We start from the raw sequence: 20,403 nt of genomic DNA, 5'->3' as shown, positions 1-20,403 counted from the left end.
TCGATCGATGCCATTACAAGGCAAACGCAAACCTCGCAAGGCCGATACCGCGGCCGCTGTCGCGGGCGCGCCTGCCGCCATCAAGCGCGGCACCACCGCCGTCGACCTGCGCATCTACCGCGCGGTCGTCAACGCCGTCATGAGCCACCGCCTGCCGCCCGGCACCCACCTGGGCGAAGCCGATTTCTGCGAGCTGTATCAGGTCAGCCGCACCACCGTGCGCAAGGCGCTGCAACGGCTGGCGCACGACCACATCATCGAGCTGCGGCCCAATCGCGGCGCGGTGATCGCCTCGCCCACGCCGGAGGAAGCGCGCGACATCTTCGCCGCCCGCCGCGCCATCGAACGCGAGATCGTGCCGCTGGTGATACGCAACGCCACCCCCGCCTCGCTCAAGCAGATCCGCGCCGCGCTGCACGCCGAGGACCAGGCCCGCCGCACCGGCGACCGCGCCGGCTGGATACGATTGGGCGGCGAGTTCCACATCCTGCTGGCGGAGCTGGCCGGCAACCAGGTGCTGCAGCGCTTCATGGCGGAGCTGGTGTCGCGCTGCTCGCTGATCATCGCGCTGTACGAGGCGCCCGGCGCCACCATGTGCGAGAACGACGAGCACCAGGACCTGGCCACGCTGATCGAGCAGCGCAAGGTCAAGGAAGCCATTCATTTGATCGAGCACCACCTGCTGGAAATCGAAGCGCGCCTGCACCTGCATGAGCAGGACAAGAAAGTGAACCTGGCCGAGGCGCTGTCCGGCTACTGATCGCTTGGCCCGGGAATTGCTAGAGATGTCGATGAGATTGAATCCAATCACCAAAACGAATTGGATACAAAAGAAGTTCTTACAAACCGTGCCGTCCTTTATCTCACTGAATGGAGTTCCATGATGTCCCGTCTCGCCTCCCGCACCGCCTTCGCCCTCCTCGCCTGCTGCGCCTGCGCCGCCCACGCCGCCGACTGGAGCGACACCTCGCTCAGCTACCGCTACGGCACCAAGTTCGCCGAACCGTTCAACGACAAGGACATCACCAAGAACATCGTCAACCTGAGCAGCGTCTCCGGCTACAAGTACGGCAAGAACTTCTTCAGCGTCGACTTGCTGATGTCGTCGGAAGTGGACCCGTCGTCGGCCGGCGCCAAGAGCGGCGCGCATGAAGCCTACGCGCTGTACCGCCACACGCTGGACCTGGGCAAGGTCACCGGCAACAGCTGGGCCTTCGGTCCTGTGCGCGGCGTCGGCGCCACGGCGGGCTTCGATTTCAACAGCAAGACCGACGCCGGCTACAACTCCAAGAAGCGCATGGTGGTCGCCGGCCCGACGCTGATGATGGACGTGCCGGGCTTCCTCGACATCAGCCTGCTCGCCCTGTGGGAGAGCAACGCGCCGTACAACACCTTCACCGGCGCCGCCACCCCGCGCTACGCCTACAAGACCCACCCGATGCTGACCGCCGCCTGGGGCATCCCGTTCAACGTCGGCATTCCGCTGTCGTTCGAAGGCTTCGCCAACTTCATCGGCACCAAGGGCAAGAACGAATTCGGCGGCGACACCGCGCGCGAGACCAACATCGACATGCAGATCATGTACGACATGAGCGGCGCGGTCGGCGCGGCCAAGAACACCTTCAAGGTCGGCGTCGAGTACCAGTTCTGGAAAAACAAGTTCGGCAACCCGGACACCAACAACCCCGGCGCAACGGCCAAGACGCCGATGGTCCGCGCCGAATACCACTTCTAAACCCTGCCCATCAAAGGAAACCGTATGATCAATCGTCGCAAAGTACTGGCCCTGGCCGCACTGGCCGCCGCCACCATCGGCATGTCCGCCTCCGCCTTCGCAGCGGAGCCGCTGAAGATAGGCTTCGTCTACGTCGGCCCGGTCGGCGACGCCGGCTGGACCTACGCCCACGACCAGGGCCGCCTGGCGATGGAGAAGGAACTCGGCGCCAAGGTCAAGACCACCTACGTCGAAAACGTGCCGGAAGGCGCGGACGCCGAGCGCGTGATCCGCAAGCTGGTCGCCGAGGGGAACAAGCTGATTTTCACCACCTCCTTCGGCTATATGAACCCGACCGAGAAAGTCGCCAAGGCCACGCCGGGCGTGGTGTTCCTGCACGCCACCGGCTTCAAGACCGGCAAGAACATGGGCACCTACGAATCGCGCCTGTACGAGGGCGCCTATCTGAACGGCGTCATCGCCGGCAAGATGACCAAGTCGAAGACGCTGGGCTTCATCGCCTCCTTCCCCGTGCCCGAGGTGATCCGCAACATCAACGCCTACACGCTGGGCGCGCAGAGCGTCAATCCGGGCATCAAGACCAAGGTGATCTGGGTGAACTCGTGGTACGACCCGGCCAAGGAACGCCAGGCGGCGGAAACCCTGGTGGCGCAAGGCGCGGATGTGATGGCGCAGAACACCGACTCGCCGGCCACGCTGCAGGTGGCGCAGGAAAAAGGCGTGTACGCGTTCGGCTGGGATTCGGACATGTCCAAGTTCGCACCGAAGGCGCACCTGACGGCGGCCACCAACAACTGGGCCACCTACTACACCGAAACCGCCAAGGCGGTCATCGCCGGCACCTGGAAAACCGGCGAGTACCGTGGCGGCATGAAGGAAGGCATGGTCAAGATGTCGGCGCTGAACGCCGTGGTGCCTGCGGAAGCGGCCAAGGTGTTCGAGGAGAAGAAGGCCGCGCTCACCGCCGGCACCTTCGCGCCGTTCACCGGCCCGATCAAGGACCAGTCGGGCGCCGTCAAGTACGCCGCCGGCGTGGTGGTGCCGGTGAAGGACCTGCTGTCGATGAACTTCTACGTGCAGGGTGTGGAAGGCTCGATTCCGAAGTGAAGCCCGACCCGGTCCTGTTGAACGACTGGCACCCGGTCGCGCTCTCGCAAGGGATCGCGACCGGCGCGCTCACGGCCACCGACCTGCTGGACACGCGCCTCGTCCTGTGGCGCGACAGCGGCGGCGTGCTGCACGCATGGGAGGACCGCTGCCCGCATCGCGGCACCCGCCTGTCGATGGGCGCCCTGCACAACGACAGGCTGCGTTGCGCCTACCATGGCTGGGCCTTCGGCCGCGAAGGCCGCTGCCAGCACATCCCCGCCCTGCCCGCGCTGGGCGAGGCCAAGCTGAAGGCGCAAGTGGCCACCTACCACGTGCGGGAATGCTATGGCCTGGTGTGGGTCTGCCTCGGCGAGCCCGATATGGCAAGCCCTCCGCCGTTTCCCGAGTTTGCCGACCAGGCCTTGCGCAAGGTCTGGTGCGGCCCGTACGAGGTGCAAAGCAGCGGCCCGCGCATCGTCGAAAACTTCCTCGACATGGCGCATTTCGCCTTTGTCCACGAGGGCATACTGGGAGTGCAGGAGCAGGCCGCCATCGCCAACTACAGCGTCGAGAACTTCGACGACCCCGATTACGGCAGCGGCGTCTGGGCCAAACAGTGCCGCGCATGGCAGCCGCAGGCCAGCATGGCCGCCACCACCGGCGCCGACATCGAATACACCTACCGCGTGGTGCGGCCATTGACCGCCGTGCTGACCAAGCATCCGGTGGCCAGCGTGCGCGAAGCCATCGCGCTGATGCTGCAACCGCTGACCGAAACCACCACCCGCGTCTGGATCATCCTGGCGCTGGACGACTTCAGCTCCGGCGACGACGAACTGCGCCAGTTCCAGGACACCATCTTCCTGCAGGACCGGCCGATACTGGAAAGCCAGAGCCCAAGCAGGCTGCCGCTGATACCCGGCGCCGAAGTCTCGGTGGCCTGCGACCGCATTTCGCTGGCCTACCGCGGCTACCTCAAACAGCGGGACCTGCGCTACGGCGTCCTGCGCAACGATCAGGAGAGAGCATGAGCACCGCCCAGGACCACGAATTCATCACCCGCGTGCTGGCGCTGGCGCAGCGCTCGCGCGACGAGGGCCACCATCCCTTCGCCGCGATGGTGGTCGCCGCCGACGGCACGGTGATCGCCGAAGCGATGAACGCCTCCAGCAGCGACCGCACCGCGCACGCGGAGATGAACGCGCTGCGCCAGGCCTCGCAGCGCCACAGCCCGGAGCAGCTGGCCACGGCCACGCTGTACGCCAACGCCGAACCCTGCGCCATGTGCGCGGGCGGCACCTACTGGAGCGGCGTGGGGCGGGTGGTGTATGCGATGTCCGAGGCCAGCCTGCTGGCACTGACCGGCAGCGATCCCGAAAATCCCACCCTGTCGCTGCCCTGCCGCGAGGTGTTCGCGCGCGGCCAGCGCCCCACCGAAGTCGTCGGCCCGCTGCGCGAGGACGAGGCGCGCCTGGCGCACGCCGGCTTCTGGCATCGATAGCCGCGCCGGCCGGGTGCAAATCCGGCAATTGTGCTCAAAAATTACGCAAGCGGCCAAGTGACGTATCCGGGCGACACCGCACGCCGCGCCCAGCCAAGAGATTTGATTAATTTCCTCAACCGCGTCACAGTGGCGATATATGCCATGCGCCAGGCCGAATATGCGGCGCGGGGGGAGACGACAATGAATCAGCTAGTCCGCTTTGCCACGCTGGCCGCCGCCATGGCCTGCGCCTGCGCGCACGCCCAAACCCAGGCGCCGCCGCCGGATGCCGCCGCGCCGGCCATGATGTCGGCGCCGCTCCATCCCGATCCCCACCTCCCGCCGGCCATGCGCAAGCCGCCGCGCGACGGCGCCCCCAGTCCGGTGCTGCAATACCAGGCCATGCAAAAACTGAAAAAACGTTTTGAAGAAGCCGACCTCGACGGTAGCGGCAGCCTGAGCCGCGAGGAGGCGCACAACGCCGGTCTGGGCTTCGTGGAAAAGAATTTCGACCATATCGACACCGCCCAGCGCGGCGTGGTCACCTTCGAGGACTTGAAGACCTTCATCATCCAACGGCGCGAAGAAGCGCGCTCGCGTTGAGCGGCCCTCTCCGCGCAGGGTCCCGGCCCGTCAGTCTGTGGTTTTTTCACAATTGGAAACGATTTCGTCCATTGGATTCACCATAGGACCATGAATTCTTGAATATCAATCGCGGAAAAGCGTGGCAGGTGTTAATTGGTGAGTTTTCTCTTGGCAAAATATGCGCAGAATAATGTTTGTTGCCATATAGAATTTGCCACGCTGAACCATCTCACCCATGCCACAGGAGCCGCTACATGTCCTCATCCAATCAAACGCCTGACCTCGTGTTCTATCTCAACGGCGAACGGGTCCAGCTGCCCACGGTCGATCCGACCGTGCTGCTGGCCGACTACCTGCGCTCGCCGGAAGTGGGCCTGACCGGCACCAAGATCGGCTGCAAGCAAGGCGGTTGCGGCGCCTGCACCGTCATGCTGTCGAGCTGGAACGAGACCACCCAGCAGGTCGAGCACCGCTCGGTCAACTCCTGCCTGCGCCCGGTGGCCTCGCTGGACGGCATGCTGGTGACCACGGTGGAAGGCACGGGCAGCGTCAAGTCCGGCTGCATCAGCGCCGTGCAGGACGGGCTGGCCAGCAACAACGGCACGCAGTGCGGCTACTGCACCCCGGGCTGGGTGATGAACATGACGGCCGCCGTGGCCCAGCGCGGCCCCAAGCCCGGCACCAAGCAGGAGATCGAGGCCATGTTCGACGGCAACATCTGCCGCTGCACCGGCTACCGTCCCATCCTGTACGGCTTCAAGAAGACCTTCGCCTCCGACTGGAATCCGCAGGTCGACGAGGCCGGCTGCATGACGTGCGAGATCGATCCGGCCGAGAAGGTGGAGCGGGTCGCGCCGGTGGCGATCGCCTTCCCGGCCGAGCTGCGCAAGCCGCCGCGTCCGGTGCACTATTCGGCCAACGGCTACCACTGGTTCCGGCCGCTGACGGTGTCCAGCACCATCGGCCTGATGCGCGACTTCCAGGACCGCGCCAACCTGCGCCTGGTCGGCGGCAACACCTCGATCGGCGTGTATCCGCGCACGGTGGAAAATCCGCATGTGTTCATCGACATCTCGCACCTGCCCGAGCTGCACGCGCTGAGCCTGGCGGACGGCCAGCTGCGCCTGGGCGGCGGCGTGCTGTACGCCCAGCTGCTGGACTTCCTCGACAGCGCCAACGGCAAGCAAGCCAACGCCGGCCTGCAGGCGCTGGCCTACATGGCCGGGCGCACCGCCGGCGGCATCGTGCGCAACGCCGCCACCCTGGCCGGCAACACCATGCTGGTGGTCACGCACGCCGAGCAGGGCGTGCCCTTCCCGTCCGACCTGTACACGGCGCTGGCCGCGCTGGACGCCACGGTGACGGTGAGCACGCCCGAGCATCCCGAGCCCAAGACCCTGGCGCTGCTGGACCTGCCGGCCTACTGGCGCCAGCACGCCGAGGGCTGCGTGCTGCTGTCCTACCAGCTGCGCCTGACCGGCGCCGACGAATACGCGCAGACCTACAAGACCGCGCAGCGCGAGGTCAACGCCCACTCCATCGTCAACGGCGGCATGCGCGTCAAGCTCGACGCGCAGCAGCGCGTGGTCGACATCGCGCTGGTGTACGGCGGCATGTCGCCGACCGCCACCCGCATGCCGCACGCCGAGCAGGCGCTGCGCGGCCAGACCTGGGACGCCGCCACGCTGGACCAGGTCATGCCGGCGCTGCGCCAGGAGCTGGACGCGCTGACCGACCGCCACGCCGCCCGCTACGCCCAGCTGCCCGACGAGGGCTACAGCGCCACCTACAAGCGCCAGCTGGCCGAATCCTACCTGTACAAATTCTTCATCGCCGTCTGCGAATGGCGCGGCCTGCCGGTGCCGCCGGCGCTGCGCTCGGCCGGCGAACGAGGCGACCGGCCGGTGTCGAAAGGCACGCAGGCCTACGTCGAGTACGCCGACCAGTTCCCGGTGCACGTGCCCTATGTGAAGATCGAGGCTATGCTGCAGGCCACCGGCGAGGCCCAGTACATCCACGACATCCCGATGCCGCCGACCGGCATGAACGGCGCGCCGGTGCAGAGCATGGTCGCGCTGGGCGGCTGCGTCTACCGGGTGCCGGGCGTGGACGGCCCGGCCTCGCCGGCCGAGGTGCTGGCGGCGCTGCGGGCCGTGTATCCGGGCGTGAAGGACTACATCACCGCCATCGACGTACCCGGCAGGGTGATCGACGGCATGGCGATGGACGATCCCATCTTCGCCATCAGCGTGGCCGTTGCCGATTGCCCTGGTGGCGCGCTGCCGCCGAACTACGACGCGCGCGCGCCGCTGATCCTGACCGGCTACGGCCAGTGCATCGGCATGGTGGTGGCGCGCAACGAGCAGCTGGCGCAGGAGGCGGCCAACTATCTGCAGACGCACTTCTGCCAATTCACCGCGCAGCGCCCGCAGATCGACCTGCCCGACACCGACGCCGAACGCAACAAGCTGGTCTACCTGGACCAGCCGCCCGGCGCGCCGTGGTATTCGCACATCTGGAAGATCACCCGCAGCGGCACCAGCCTGGCCTGGGTACAGCCGCGCACACCCGACCAGCCGGACCTGCTGAAACCTGTGGTGGACCACGGGATCTCCATCGACAGCGAGCTGTACGGCCCAGTCAGCTGCACCCGCGTGGCCAGCCGGCAGAAGGTGGGCAGCCAGGTGCACTTCTACATGGAGACGCAGTCGAGTTACGTCGAGCCGGTGGAGGACCGCCAGGTGCGCGTCTACGCCTCGACCCAGGACGCCAACGTGGTGCAGGGCGCGGTGGCCAGCGTGCTGACGCTGCCGGTCAACAAGGTCGACGTGCGGGTGCGCCGCATCGGCGGCGGCTACGGCGGCAAGTGCGGCCAGTCGGCGTTCGCCAGCACCATCGCCGCGGTCGGCGCGTGGAAGCTGAACCGGCCGCTGCGCATGGCCGCGCTGCGCCAGGTCGACACCGCCATGTTCGGCCACCGCCATCCGGCGCTGGGCAACTACAACATCGCCATCGGCGACGCCAGCAACCCGCTCACGCACGGCAAGCTGTTCGGCTTCCAGGCCGACTACTGGCTCGACGGCGGCCGCACCTACGACTGCAGCTTCATCATCAGCGACTGCATGGCGCTGCGCAGCGACTCGGCCTACTTCATCCCCAACTGGTCCTGCACCACCGACGTCTGCCGCACCGACAAGACCAGCAACACCTCGATGCGCACGGTGGGCATGATCCAGGGCGCCATCATCGTCGAGGACGCGATCGAGGCGGCGGCCCACGCGGTCGGCCTCACGCCCGAGCAGGTGCGCGCGCGCAACCTGTACGTGCAGGGCCAGGTCACGCCCTACGCCGAGCCGCTGGACTCGTGCTACATGCGCGAGGTGTGGGACTACACGCTCAAGCAGGCCGATTTCGCCGTGCGCGAGGCGGCGGTGGCCGAATTCAACGCCGCCAACCGCTGGCGCAAGCGCGGCATCTCGGTGCTGCCGGTCAAGTACGGCTCCGGCTTCAACCTGGCGGTGCTGGAACAGGGCGGCGCGCTGATCGAGGTGTACGCGCAGGACGGCACGGTGCTGCTGCGCCACGGCGGCATCGAGATGGGCCAGGGCCTCAACACCAAGATGGCGCAGGTGGTGGCCTACGCGCTCAACGTCCCGATCGGCATGATACGGGTGGCGGAGAACGACACCGCCGTCGTGCCCAATCCGGAAAGCACGGGCGCCTCGACCGGCACCTCGTTCAACGGCCTGGCCGCGCAGCAGGCCTGCGGCGAACTGCGCCACCGGCTGGAGGCCTACTGCCTGAACCTGCTCACCACCAAGGGCAACGCCTGGTGCGCGGCCAACCGCATCAACTTCTGGGACTACAAGGAAGGCTGGCGCGCCGAGGTCACGCAGGATGGCTACACCACCATGATCTGGAAGAACATCGTCGCCATGGCCTTCAACGAACGCCTCAACCTGTCGGCGCAGGCGCGGGTGGCGATCGAGGGCGGCGAGCATCCCGACGGCAACCTGGAATTCAAGATGGTGGACGGCCACCCGGCCGGCGAGGAAGTCGACTACTTCACCGGCTACACCTACAGCGCGGCCTGCGTGGAGGTCGAGCTCGACGTGCTGACCGGCGAGACCACCATCCTGCGCGCGGACGTGGTGTACGACGGCGGCAAGTGCCTCAACCCGGCCATCGACGTCGGCCAGGTCGAGGGCGGCTTCGTGCAGGGCCTGGGCTACGTGACCAGCGAAGACCTGAGCTACCAGCCGGCCGATTCCAGCACCGCGCCGAGCGCCACGCGGCCGGCGCCGGGCGCGCTGTACACCACCAACACCTGGGAGTACAAGCCGCCTGCGGCGCAGTCGATTCCGCTGGAGATGAACATCATGATGTTCCCGCGCGAGCTGGCGCCGAACGCGCCGGAGGAAGGCGACATCCTGTCGGCCAAGGAGATCGGCGAGCCGCCGATGACGCTGGCGGTGGCGGCCTTCTTCGCGATCAAGCGCGCGGTGCTGGCGGCGCGCCAGGACCGCGGCCACCACGAGTGGTTCCAGATGGAGTCGCCGGCCACGGTGCAGCGCGTGCGCGAAGCCTGTCTGGTCGACACCGCCGACCTGCGCGCCAGTTAGTGGATAGCCAGCACCGCGCGCACGCTGGCGTCGAGCGCGCTGCGGTCGATATAGCCCACCAGGTTGGGATTGTCGGCCACCAGGCGCTTGATGGCGGCGCTGTCGCCGGACTCCACCGGCGGCTGGCCGCGTCCGGTGAACAGCATGTGGGCCCAGTAGGCCTTCATCTGCGCCGGCGCCTTGCCGCTGCTCTTCAGGTAGAAGGCGTCGCGCACCGGCGAACCCTCGCTCTGGTCGATCGGCACCGCGTGCAGGCCGTTGGGGAAGTCGACCGCCTTGCCGAGGAACAGGTCGGACGCCTGCTCGCCGCTGAGGGCCTTGACGGGATTGCGGGCCGAGACGATCACCACCACCTCGGCGCTGCAGCTGCCGGCCAGCAGCAGCGCGGCCAGCAGGCAATGGATGGAGACGGGCATGCGCATGATTTGTCCCCCCGTCAGTAAAGGAAATCGGCCAGCAGGCTGACCACGTTCACATGGCCGCCGCGCGGCGTGCCGGCCACCACGCTCTGCAGGGTGCCGTAGGAATTGGCGCCCAGGTGCAGCTGGTCCCACTGCAGCTTGAAGTCGAGGTTGCGCGCCACGTCCCAGCGCACGCCGGCCGCGTAGGTGCGCTGGGCCACGGGGATGTTGCCGGTGTCGGTCAGCGGCCGCAGCTCGGACACGGTCACATACGGCGTCAGCGTGCCGAAGCGCATGCCACCGTTCACATACCAGGCTTCGCGGATGGCCTTGACGCGCTTGCCGTCATAGTTGGTGGCGCGCACCCATTCGCCGGCCACGAACCACTCGCCCGGATCCCACGACGCGCCCAGCGACGTGAAGCGCCCGCGCGGCGGGTTCTGGTTGTCGACATTGCGTTCCTGGTAGGCCGCGTGCAGGGTCAGCGGCCCCTTTTCCAGCGTGTCGAACACCCCCATCACGGCGGTGGAATGAACGTCGACGCCGCGCGTGTTGGTGACGGTGCGCTTGCCGTACAGGATGCTGGTGGTGTTGCTGATGTCGCCGGCGTGGATGCGGTACGAGGCGTCCATGCCGTCGCTTTCCTTGAGCGCCAGCAAGCGGTAGACCTCGATCGGCGGACGCGCCGTGATGTTGCTGTAGCCGACCCGGCGCGAGTCCGACAACAGGAAGCTGGCCAGCCCGATCCGGCCCACGCGCACGCTCAAGTCCGGCGTGAACGCGTACTTCAGGTTGGCCCAGCTGATCAGCGGCCGGTAGCTGTCGTTCCAGCGGTACTCGGACACCACCTGCACCACGCCCGACAGCTGCGGCGTGAAGTTGGCCGTCAGCTGCAGGCCCACGCGGCTGTCGATGTCGCCGGTCCACTGCCGGTTGCGGCCGGTGCCGTTGGGTTGCAGGTTGTCGAACACATAGTCTGCGTTGTGCTCGTCCGAATGCGCCAGGCCGACCGTGCCGAAGCCGTTGACCGACAGCCACGGCCGCACCGGATCGGCGGGCGCCTCGGCCGCCTGCGCGGGCAACGCGGCCAGGTTCAGCAACGCCGCCAGCGCGGCCGGTATCAGGTAAGAGGTGGCAGTCATCCAGGCTCCAGGCAGATCGGTTATCGTTCCATGTAGTGGTCCAGCAGCTTGTCGAGCTCCCTGGTCTTGGCCAGCCGCGCCAGGCCTTCGTTCAGGGTCTCCAGCAGCTTGGCGCTTGCGGCGCCGGCCGCCACGCCGAAGTACAGCGGACGCAGCGGCGAGTCCGGCAACGGCTGGCTCACCAGCGTGCCGTCCACCAGCAGGCTGCGCAGCTTAGGATTGATCAGGTACTGGCCCGCCATGGTCTCGCGGCTGTCGATGAACAGATCGCAGCGGCCCAGATGCAGCTTGCCGATCAGCTGTTCGTAGCCGATGGTGGCGCCGCGGTCGACCTTGCTGGTGGGGATGCCGTAGACCTCGAAGTGATACCCGCCCAGGCCGCACAAATGGTATTGGCCGACGTCGCTCAACTGCTGCAGGATCAGCCCCTGCGGCCGCGCCCGGCGCGAATAAAAGTACACATTGTGCATGGTGAAGTAGGCGTCGCTGAGCACCAGCTGGCTGCCGGCGTCGGCCTGGCTGACGTTGAGCGCGATATCGACGCGGTGGTCGGCCACCAGCGCCAGGCAGCGCGCCCACGGCAGCAGCTGCACGCTGACGTTCCAGCCCTGGCGCGCGCCGATCAGCTTGAGCAGGTCGACGCTGGCGCCCACCACCTTGCCGCTGCGCTGTCCGTTGACGCGCTCGCCGAACACGAACGGCGGAATCTCGGCCTGGTCGGCACACACTTGCACCGTGCCTGCCCAGGCAGAGCCCATAGCGAGGCACAGCAGCAGCAAGCATGCGTAGAAACGATTCATGACATATGGGTGACCGCAACGATTCGAATTCCATTCTAGCAAAAGCGTGCTCGGCCGCCCAATAAGTGTTGCGCCGATGAAAACTTTTTTTAACGGACGGGCCCGCCGGATTTTCGTTATATTTGTTGCCTTTTCAATAAACGCAGACCTGTCATGCCTTTGAAATTTGTTGCCGCGCCCTTGTTGACGGCGGCCCTGTTAAGCGGCCTCGCCGGCTGTTCCCGCAAGGGGGCGGCGGCGCCGGTGGCGCCGGCCAGCCCGCCGGCCAGCGCACCGGCGGCGGCGGCCCCGCTACCTGCCGCCGCGCCGCATCCTGCGTCGGACTACGCGCCGCTGATGCAAGTGGTGTTCGGCGCCGCCTACCGCGCGACGCAGGACGACGCCGTCGTCGACCTGCCCGTTCCGGACCTGCCCGGACGCACGCTGCACATGGTGCTGGAGGCGGTGGACATGGAACGCCTGCCGTCCGGCGACACGGTGCTGGTGGTGGCCGGCCAGCATGCCAACGCCGCCGGCGACGCCGACTCCTCGCACGCGGACGGCGGCTACCTGAGCCTGTATCTGCTGCGGCAGGAAGGCCAGCAATGGAAACTGGTGCGCCGCCACGACAACGTGGCCAACCTGGGCTCGTTCGGCAATATCGGCGAGCTGCGCTGGATCGAACTGGCGGCCGGCAAGCCCGGCATCGCGGTGCTGCACGGCGGCATGTGGCAAGGCTATGGCATCACCCTGCTGTCCCTGTTCGACCCGGCCGCCGCGCAGGTGCGCGATCTGGTCGGCGACATCCCCGTGCAGTCGGACAACGAAGGCGCGTGCGGGCCGTCGACCAAGAGGTGCTGGCAAGCCGAGGCGAAATGGCGCTTCGAAGCGGCCGCCGCGCCGGACGGCTATGACGACCTGGTGCTGACGTTCTCCGGCGAGGAAAAGACCGCGCGCGCGGCGCCGGCGTCGCCCCATCAAAACGAAGACGTGGAACGCGAAGTCCGCCCGTTCACCGGCACCGCGCGCTATGTGTACGAGCGCGGCGCCTACCACCTGCGCGAGGGCGAAAACCCGATACCGAGGATCTGAACGCTAGCGGTTCGGCTCGTCCCACACGGCGGCCGCCGCGCGCTCGATCACCGGGCGCCACTCCGGCGCCACCGGCAGCCGGAACACCTCGGCCAGCGCCTGCTCGATCTCGCCGGCGTTCAGGAAGCGGCGCTCGCTGGCGCCGTCCGCGCGCCGTATCGTCAGGCGGTTGCGCAGCAGCGCGTGGCGCGCCTCGGGCGTGGAGCGCGCCACGATCAGGTCGTGCCGGAAGTGCGATTGCGGATAGGTCGACGAGTAATAGTTCGCCATCACGTAGTCGCCGTCGCGGCACGGCGCGGGCGAGATCAGGTAGACCGGCAGCCAGTCGTCGCCCAGCAGCGCTTCCACCAGATGCTCGTTGCCCTGCGGCGTGATGCGGAAGCGCTCGTGCGGCGTGGACTGCGGCGCCGTCAGGTCGAAGCGGATCGGCGCGGTCAGCACGCAGCTGCCGAAGCCGACGTCGCACAGCCAGGGCTGGCCATCCACGGTCACCCGCAGCACCATGTGGGTGCGCGGCCGCTGCAGCGCTTCCGGGCCGGCCATCCATTGCACTTGCGCGATCAGGGGTTCCACCGCGAAGCCCAGCGCGCACAGCACGCGCTGGAACAGGCTGTTCTGCTCGAAGCAGTAGCCGCCGCGTCCGGCCGCGATCAGCTTGGCGTCCACCGCGTCCGGCGCCAGCAGCACCGGCCGGTCCAGCAGCACGTCGATGGCCTCGAAGGGTATCGCCGCCGGATGCAGCTGCTGCAGCGCGCGCAGCGTGTCCAGCGTGGGGGTGCGCGGGCCGGTGTAGCCGATGCGCGCGCAATATGCGTCCAGTAGTTCCATGTTCCCGCCTGTTTGAAATGTTAGCGAAAGAGCCAGCATCATAGCAGGCTGAATCTGGCGTGCACGGCACAAGATGTTGTACATTAACGTTATCGAATGAATAAGGATGAACGAATGAAGACTTCTGCACTCTTGATCGCCGCGCTGGCGTTGACGGTATCGGCCGCAAGCCAGGCCAACGGCGGCATCGACCTGAAACAGATCATCAAACAAGGCGTGGACAAGGGCCTGGGGAAAGACCAGGCCAGCGCCAATGCCACCGCCAGTGGCGCCGCCGGCAGTCCGGGCGCCGCGCCGGTAAGCATGCCGGCCTCGCTGACCGCTCCCGGCGGGCCGGATATCGCCGGCATCCGGGTCGGCATCAGCGTCAACGAGGCGCGCCAGCTGCTGCAAAAGCTCAATCCCGCCTACAAGTTCACCCCGATCACACGGATCATGTCAACCGAAGCGCTCGGCTTCCAGGCATCCGTCGGGACCGATCGAACCGATAAGAGAGGTGCGGACTTCTTCAGCGTGCTGTACAACGAGGCGGGCATCGTCTGGCGCATCAAGCGCGAACAAACCGTGACGGCGGACAAGGCGATACTGGCATCGACCCTGATCCAGTCGCTGACCGCCAAATATGACCAGGCAGGCGGCGTGGCCAAGTATCGCGACCAAGGCAACACCAATCTGGCGTGGAGCTACGACCTGGCAGGCAGGCAGCTCGCGTCGTTCAGCACGAACGTCAACGACAGCCCCTGCCGTCCAGCGTCGTCGTACGGGCCGTCCAACCCGCTGTCGAACAACCTCAGCTACACGGAAAAATATTCCCCAACCTGCGCCATGACCATTACCGCGGACTCGCACGCTTTGCGCACGGGCAACCAGAACATGCTCGACATGTACGCGGTGGAGATCACCGCGCCGCCGCTGCAGCACGACGCCGGTGCGCTCAACGCCGCCGCCGCCGCGCGCGAGCAGCAGAAAAAGAGTCAGGAGAACACCATCCGCGACAACAAGCCGCAGTTGTAGGACACGACCCCGCTTGAATTATCGAACCGCGGCCAGGTTCACCTTGGACATCGGCACCGCCGCCTCCATGACCAGTTGCATCGCGAGGCAGGGGTCGATGACGGTCTTCGCCATCAGGATGACTTCCTGAATGGACAGCCCCAACAGCACCGGCCAGTGCTCGGGGTTGGGACAATATTTGACCACCACCGGCTTGAGCACAGGCCAGAGTGTGCGGACATAGTTGATCGGCTGATCCTGCGGCACATGGTTATCGGGGACGCGCGGCTTGCCGAACGCGTCCGTCCCCACCACTTCCGACGTGTGCCGGAAAATCGCCGCCAGGTCCGGCAGGCTCTTGCAGCCGGCCTCCTGCGCGCCGCCGCCGGCGATGCCCCACACCGAATACTGGGCCTCGGCCAACGGCTTGTTGAGATGGTCGCCAAAGAAATAAGTCTGCCCATCCTTGGTTTGAACCGACGTCAACAGCGCAGTTTCAGGCAGCCCGCGCGCGACGGCCTGCGCGCGAACGCTGGCCTGGCAGGCATATCCCGCCAGCGCTCCCAGCGCGCACAGCAGCGATTCGATATGGACGCCTTGCGCGGTCTGCATTCCCGCCAGCAGACGCTGGGTGACATCCTTGCTGCCCAACTTAGCGCCGATCAGAGGATCGGACTTGCTGCGTTCGGCGATCTGGCGCAGCAGCGCCTCCTCGGCGGGCGAAGCGGATTGCGCAGCCTGTTGCACGGCGAGCGAACCGCCAAAAAAGGCGATGAGTTTTTTTAACATGAGACGTCGGGTAAGCTGCATTGATTCGTGAATTCTAGGCGCCAAACAGGTTCACCAGCAGCCATCCCGGCAGGCCGAGATACAGCGCCAGGCGACCGGCGCGCTCCAGCCAGCCGCGCACCTCGACGGCACGTCCAGGCCGCAGCAACGCGGCCAGCAGCGTGCCGGCTTCGATCGCCGCACGCAGCAGCGCCGCGCTCAGCACCACGCCGATGGACCACGCCGCCCACCACAGCGCGAAAGCCAGCAGATAAGCCTTCAGGCCAAAGGTGTAATACTCGCCGAAGGCGCTGCCGTAGGCAATATGCTGATGCAGGTGGAAAGCCGGAATGGCCAGCGCCAGCGGCAGCACCACGAACTTGGCCAGCGGCAGGTCGAGCTTGCGGCGCCGCAGCGCCAGCCGCGCGCGTGCATACACGCCCATCACCGCGCCGGATCGCTCCAGGCTGCGCGGGACGCCGGCCTCAGCCAGCGCGGCGGCGAACGCCAGCGGATTGGCCATCGCCAGGCCATAACGCCAGCGCTGTCCCGACGCCAGACGCAGCGCGACGCCGGCGCCGGGAATCGGCAGGCGCCACAGCTCGACAGAAGCGATGTCGCCCAGCGCCAGTTCGATGCGCTGCGCGCCCCGCGTCAGCACCAGCGCCGTGCCGCTGAGCGACGCTTGCGCGGAAAACGCCAGCAGCACACACCACGAGGCGGCCTCCGGCGCGAGGAAGAGTCCGGCGAACAGGCGGATTTGCGCCAGCGTGTTGGTCCGCAACGGTTCGTTCAGCAGCAGCGCCACGCAGATGCCGAGCAGGCCGGCGCGCGCGATGACGCGCAACAGCGCCGCCGCGCCCCGTGCCGCCGGCGGCAGCACCGCTACCCGGATCGGAAAGCGCATGGCGGGCCGGGCCGGCGACGCCGCATCCTCCGTTTGCGGGCGCCACGATGGTATGGCCGCCCGTGCCGCCAGCAACAGCAGGAACACGCCGGCAGCCCGTCCGACCCAGTCGCCCCAGCGCACCATCAGGGTCGGCGCCGGCCGGCTCACGCGCAATTCCGCCACCACCAGCGCCGGTTCGCCCATGCGCGTGCCGGCCAGGATGTTGCCGGCCGCGTCGAACACCGCGCTGTAGCCGTTGGTGGTGACGCGAAATTGCGGCAGCCGCGTCTCGATGCTGCGGAACGCCGCCGCCGCCTGGTGCAGCCGCGCGCCCTCGGGATCGTCGCTGAACCAGGAATCGTTCGACATCGTCAGGATGGCTTGCGCGCCCAGCCTGGCACCGTTGATCGCCAGGCCGGCGTCGACATCGTCGAGGCAGATCAGCGGCAGCACGGGGATCTCGCGGCCGTCGGCCAGGCGCAGCGGAAAGACCCGCGCGCCATTGCCCGCCCGCCAGTTGCCGGTCCACGGCAGCAGGCGCCGCAGTTGCGGGCCGTCCAGCCACGACGGCACGTATTCGGTGAAGGGGAACAGCCGCGTCTTGCGATAGAAGCCCGTCAGGCCGGTGGGCTGCACGAAGGCGGCCGCGTTGTATTCGCCGTCGCTGTCGATATCGTAGGTGCCGAACACGAAGGGCACGCCGGCCGCGCGGACGTTGGCGAGAATCTCGCGGTCGAACTCGGCGCCGGCTGCGCTCTTGGGATGGCCGAAGGTGGTGGGATAGGCGGTCTCCGACCACAGCACCGCGTCGGCGTGGCGCCGCACCACGACGTCGTAGCTCATGGCGAAGTGGGTGTCGAGCACCTCGCGCACCACGGCGCGCGCGCCCTTCTGCTGGCGCAAGCCTTCGTAATCGACGAGGTTGGACTGCACCAGACCCATGCGCAAAGGCTTGCCGGCGGCGGCGCCGTCCGGCATCGACGCCAGGCCGTAGCCCGCCAGCAGCAGCGGTCCCAGCGCGGCCAGCGCGAGCGGCCGTGCGATGGCACGCCAGCCGTCGCGACGCCGCGCCAGCGCCGCCGCGACGCCTTCGTTGGCCAGCAACAGCAGCACGGTCAGGCCGGCGGCGCCGCCCACGGCCGCGCCCTGGCGCATCAGCTGCGACGGATACAGGCCGTAGCCCAGCGTGTCGCCGAGCAGCTTGGGCAGCAGCCATTCCGCCGCCACCCACGATGCGGCGGCCGCCAGCGCGCGCAGCAGCGGGCCATGCCAGCGTCCGCTCACATAGCGCACCAGCGCGAACACCAGGAACTGCGGCTGGAACAGCGGCGCGGCCAGCAGCAGCACGGCCAGGCCGGTGCCCGCGCCGGCGTGCGTGTAGCGTCCAAAGGCGGTGCCGAACCAGCCGAAGGCGGCCGCCGTGAAGGTCAGCGACATCAAATAGGCCGAGCCCAGCGACGCGGCCAGCGAGCGGCTCGCGTTCAGCGTGCACAGCCACGGCGCCAGCATCACGAAGCCCAGCAGCCAGCCGGGGCCGCCGCGCGCGTACAGGGCCGACAGGACGGCGCTCACACAAATACCGGCCGCCATGCGCGCCGGGGAGGAATTCAATAGTTGTCGCATGCGGTTCAGCGGCCGGGTGCGGCCGGTTCGATGGGCGGGGGAATCACGATGCGCCGGATCGGCAGTCCGGGCGGCGCCAGCTCGGGCGGCACCACGCGGTCCTTGGGCATGGCGATCGGATTGTGGGCGGCGTCGTACAGTTGGAAATCCGGCGCGAACATCAGGATCGCTTCGATGCGCTGGCCGTCGTCGGTGGCCTGGTGATGGCGCACGTAGCCGGGCGGCAGCTCGAAGTCCTCGGGCACCGCCAGCCCGACCTTGGGCGGACGCGTGCCCGGCGGCGAAAACGCGCCGAGGCCGCTGTACACGCCGCGTTCATGCAGGCGTTCGATCACTTCGGGCATGGTCGGGTTGGCGCCGCGTGGCACGTAGCTTTTCAGGTCGCGGGTCGGGTCGGCGTCGCCTTCCGGCGGGCGCTGCGGATTCTGCGCGGAGCCCTGCGGCGCGGCAGGCGCGGGCACGGGCGGCGGCCCGGCGGCCACCGGCGCGCTGGCCGGAGCCGGCGGCGGCGCGCCAGCGGCCGCGATGCCGGGATCGGGCGTGGTGACCAGGTAGATCAACACGCCGCAGCCGATCACCGCCAGCATCAGCGCCACGGCCAGCAGACCGGCGCGCGGACGCCAGGCGCGGCCGGCGCCCGGTGTCTCGCTGCCGGCCTCTGGCCGCTCGGGAGGCTTGTCCAAGGGATCAGCTCACCCACGCATCAAGGCGTTGCGACGTTGTAGGTCGACACCGCCCAGCCCATCCGCTCGTGGCCGTACTGGTTCCAGATCGGGTTTTTACCGGCCGAGAAGGACGTGTAGCGCGGCGCGCCCGAACCCGTGCTGCCGCCGAACAGGCCGGCCGTGACGGTGCTGCCGCTGTAGGTCGGATGGGTGTCGTCGGACTGGATGTAGTCGTAGCTGCTGCCGGACGAGACGAAGTGCGTATTGGCGTCGCGCAGCGTCGAGCGCAGCGTGGTGGTGATGCGCGTGACATAGCTGGACTGGCTCTCGCCGGCGACGTAGCGCAGCGCCTCGGAGTCGATCTTGCCGTCGTTGTTGCTGTCGTAGTCGGCGCCCATGTACTGCGCGAAGTTGTCCGCGCAGGCGAAGCCCTTCTGGCGCGCCAGATCGCACATGGCGAAGTTGATCCGCGCCAGCGACGGAAGGAACTTGTCCTGCATGTTCACGGTCTTGCCGGTGGAGGCGTCCTTGCACGAGCTCTGGACGTTGTCGGCATCGTAGCCGGGATAGTGCAGGTTGGACACCAGCTTGACCTTGACGCCGGAATAGGCGTTGGCGTTGATGTAGTCCATCGCCGCGCCGACGTAGGTCTTGCAGCTGCTTTCAGCGGCGGTCAGCACGCTGTCGTCGCAGGTGCCGGTCTGGCCCTTGAAGGCGGTGCGGGCCTGCAGGCCGTCGTTGCCGCACATCTCGAAGGCCACCACGCGGGTGTTACTCGCTTGCATATACGAACGCTCGGCCACGATCTTGTTGTTGTACACGTCCGAGGCCACCGCGCCGGACTTGGTGCGGCGCACGCTCTCGATGTCGGCGTTCCACAGCGCGGACAGGTATTCCGCGTCCACCGTCGGCGCCGAGTACTTGGCCGCGCTGGTGATGGAGCCGTTGTAGCCGGCGAAGATCGAATCGCCGTAGGCCACCACGCGGTAGACGGTGGAGGTGCCGGGCCGGTCTATGGTCCAGGAAACGTTTTGGTTCAGGGTGCTGGCCGCCGCGTGGTGCCCGACGGCGAGCAGGAAGAGTGAGGACAGCAGCGTAGGCAACGACTTCTTGTGAAAGCGGGTGTACGGCATGGGGTGTCTCCGATCAGAGTCTCTGCAAGATGGCGTATGGTGGGTTGTTCTCCTGTTACGACGAACAGCAACCTCGCCCGCGCGAGCCATCACGTCGCGGCGGCCTGGCTGCCCTCGTCCACTTCAACTGCGTGATATCGCTTGCCGACGCAATGTTAGCAAACAGTTCATATTACCCCGGAAGCGGCGCTGGCGTGCCGGCGTTGCGTGGCTGTCTCGCAAGAACTAGCGAATGTCTCCACAGGACCGGCCGCCTGTGGCACGGCGATCACAGCCTGCGATGTTGGCACATTGCGCAACGTTAGTGTAAGATCAATGCTTGGGTGCGAGCGTCTCCTTGGAGCGTTCGTTAAACGGGAAACCGGTGAAGCCGCTGAAACACGCGGCCATTCCGGTGCAGCCCCCGCTGCTGTAAGCCAGACGACTCCGTCATCACGTCACTGCCATAAACCGCGGGAAGACACGGAGAAGGACGAAGGTCAGCCAGAATACCGGCCCAAAAAAATCAGCATCATCTCCGCGGGGTGACGGGAATTCGCTATCGACCAGTTGCGCACGTTCCCGTGTCTCCGTCGA

General features: G+C 67.3%; 17 protein-coding genes and 1 riboswitch. Of the genes, 9 read left to right on the top strand and 8 right to left on the bottom strand.

Translation table 11 applies throughout. The annotated features are described in order from the left end of the window. Positions 1-7 precede the first annotated feature (7 nt). The 7 genes from AC07WS_RS02715 (at position 8) to AC07WS_RS02685 (ending at position 9,514) form a co-directional block, all read left to right on the top strand. The gene (locus AC07WS_RS02715) at positions 8-760 is read left to right on the top strand and encodes a GntR family transcriptional regulator (RefSeq protein WP_494727598.1); all 753 of its coding nucleotides are present in this window, start codon (positions 8-10) and stop codon (positions 758-760) included. Between the two features lie 123 nt (positions 761-883). Next, positions 884-1,735, top strand: coding sequence for an outer envelope protein (locus AC07WS_RS02710; protein WP_494728041.1), 852 nt, complete (start codon positions 884-886; stop codon positions 1,733-1,735). 24 nt (positions 1,736-1,759) lie between these two features. Then, positions 1,760-2,842, top strand: coding sequence for a BMP family ABC transporter substrate-binding protein (locus tag AC07WS_RS02705; protein WP_494727597.1), 1,083 nt, complete (start codon positions 1,760-1,762; stop codon positions 2,840-2,842). Then, on the top strand, positions 2,839-3,855 hold the full coding sequence (locus AC07WS_RS02700) for an aromatic ring-hydroxylating dioxygenase subunit alpha (RefSeq protein WP_494727596.1): 1,017 nt from the start codon (positions 2,839-2,841) through the stop codon (positions 3,853-3,855). Before AC07WS_RS02705 ends, AC07WS_RS02700 begins: the two co-directional genes overlap by 4 nt. Beyond that, positions 3,852-4,325: a nucleoside deaminase gene (locus tag AC07WS_RS02695; RefSeq protein ID WP_494727595.1), complete on the top strand. Its 474-nt coding sequence runs from the start codon at positions 3,852-3,854 to the stop codon at positions 4,323-4,325. The genes AC07WS_RS02700 and AC07WS_RS02695 overlap by 4 nt, the downstream gene beginning before the upstream one ends. Before the next feature lie 183 nt (positions 4,326-4,508). Continuing rightward, positions 4,509-4,910 carry an EF-hand domain-containing protein gene (locus AC07WS_RS02690; RefSeq protein WP_494727594.1) on the top strand — a complete coding sequence of 134 codons (402 nt, stop codon included), beginning with the start codon at positions 4,509-4,511 and terminating at the stop codon, positions 4,908-4,910. Positions 4,911-5,146: 236 nt separating this feature from the next. After that, on the top strand, positions 5,147-9,514 hold the full coding sequence (locus AC07WS_RS02685; RefSeq protein ID WP_494727593.1) for a molybdopterin cofactor-binding domain-containing protein: 4,368 nt from the start codon (positions 5,147-5,149) through the stop codon (positions 9,512-9,514). Here the strand turns inward: AC07WS_RS02685 and AC07WS_RS02680 are convergent. The 3 genes from AC07WS_RS02680 to AC07WS_RS02670 are packed head-to-tail and all read right to left on the bottom strand — an operon-like array spanning position 9,511 to position 11,857. After that, positions 9,511-9,936, bottom strand: a complete 426-nt coding sequence (locus AC07WS_RS02680; protein ID WP_494727592.1) for a type 2 periplasmic-binding domain-containing protein — start codon at positions 9,934-9,936, stop codon at positions 9,511-9,513. The two genes, AC07WS_RS02685 and AC07WS_RS02680, sit on opposite strands and share 4 nt — an antisense overlap. Before the next feature lie 14 nt (positions 9,937-9,950). Further along, positions 9,951-11,057 carry a hypothetical protein gene (locus tag AC07WS_RS02675; RefSeq protein WP_494727591.1) on the bottom strand — a complete coding sequence of 369 codons (1,107 nt, stop codon included), beginning with the start codon at positions 11,055-11,057 and terminating at the stop codon, positions 9,951-9,953. 20 nt (positions 11,058-11,077) lie between these two features. Beyond that, positions 11,078-11,857: a substrate-binding periplasmic protein gene (locus AC07WS_RS02670; protein WP_494727590.1), complete on the bottom strand. Its 780-nt coding sequence runs from the start codon at positions 11,855-11,857 to the stop codon at positions 11,078-11,080. Between the two features lie 153 nt (positions 11,858-12,010). Here AC07WS_RS02670 and AC07WS_RS02665 point away from each other — a divergent pair, with 153 nt between their 5' ends. Next, positions 12,011-12,928, top strand: coding sequence for a hypothetical protein (locus tag AC07WS_RS02665; RefSeq protein ID WP_494727589.1), 918 nt, complete (start codon positions 12,011-12,013; stop codon positions 12,926-12,928). A gap of 3 nt (positions 12,929-12,931) precedes the next feature. On the opposite strand, the gene AC07WS_RS02660 is transcribed toward AC07WS_RS02665, so the two are convergent. Continuing rightward, positions 12,932-13,756, bottom strand: coding sequence for an arylamine N-acetyltransferase family protein (locus AC07WS_RS02660; RefSeq protein ID WP_494727588.1), 825 nt, complete (start codon positions 13,754-13,756; stop codon positions 12,932-12,934). Between the two features lie 114 nt (positions 13,757-13,870). On the opposite strand from AC07WS_RS02660, the gene AC07WS_RS02655 reads away from it, so the two are divergent. Further along, positions 13,871-14,770, top strand: a complete 900-nt coding sequence (locus tag AC07WS_RS02655; RefSeq protein ID WP_494727587.1) for a hypothetical protein — start codon at positions 13,871-13,873, stop codon at positions 14,768-14,770. Positions 14,771-14,788: 18 nt separating this feature from the next. Here AC07WS_RS02655 and AC07WS_RS02650 read toward each other — a convergent pair whose 3' ends face one another. From AC07WS_RS02650 to AC07WS_RS02635, 4 genes are read right to left on the bottom strand one after another with little or no spacing between them, the layout of a single operon-like run. After that, the gene (locus AC07WS_RS02650; protein WP_494727586.1) at positions 14,789-15,538 is read right to left on the bottom strand and encodes a hypothetical protein; all 750 of its coding nucleotides are present in this window, start codon (positions 15,536-15,538) and stop codon (positions 14,789-14,791) included. 34 nt (positions 15,539-15,572) lie between these two features. Then, positions 15,573-18,029: an apolipoprotein N-acyltransferase gene (gene lnt, locus AC07WS_RS02645; protein WP_494727585.1), complete on the bottom strand. Its 2,457-nt coding sequence runs from the start codon at positions 18,027-18,029 to the stop codon at positions 15,573-15,575. Between the two features lie 5 nt (positions 18,030-18,034). Then, complete coding sequence (locus AC07WS_RS02640) at positions 18,035-18,712, bottom strand: hypothetical protein (RefSeq protein ID WP_494727584.1); 678 nt, start codon at positions 18,710-18,712, stop codon at positions 18,035-18,037. A gap of 20 nt (positions 18,713-18,732) precedes the next feature. Then, on the bottom strand, positions 18,733-19,827 hold the full coding sequence (locus tag AC07WS_RS02635; RefSeq protein WP_494727583.1) for an SGNH/GDSL hydrolase family protein: 1,095 nt from the start codon (positions 19,825-19,827) through the stop codon (positions 18,733-18,735). Between the two features lie 304 nt (positions 19,828-20,131). Further along, a riboswitch (cobalamin riboswitch) is annotated at positions 20,132-20,341 on the top strand. Positions 20,342-20,403: the final 62 nt, after the last annotated feature.

The sequence above is a fragment of the Duganella sp. GW821-FHT01E12 genome (assembly GCF_059422325.1).
The sequence above is the reverse complement of the archived record's forward strand: the minus strand, read 5'-3'. Positions and strand labels throughout refer to the sequence as shown.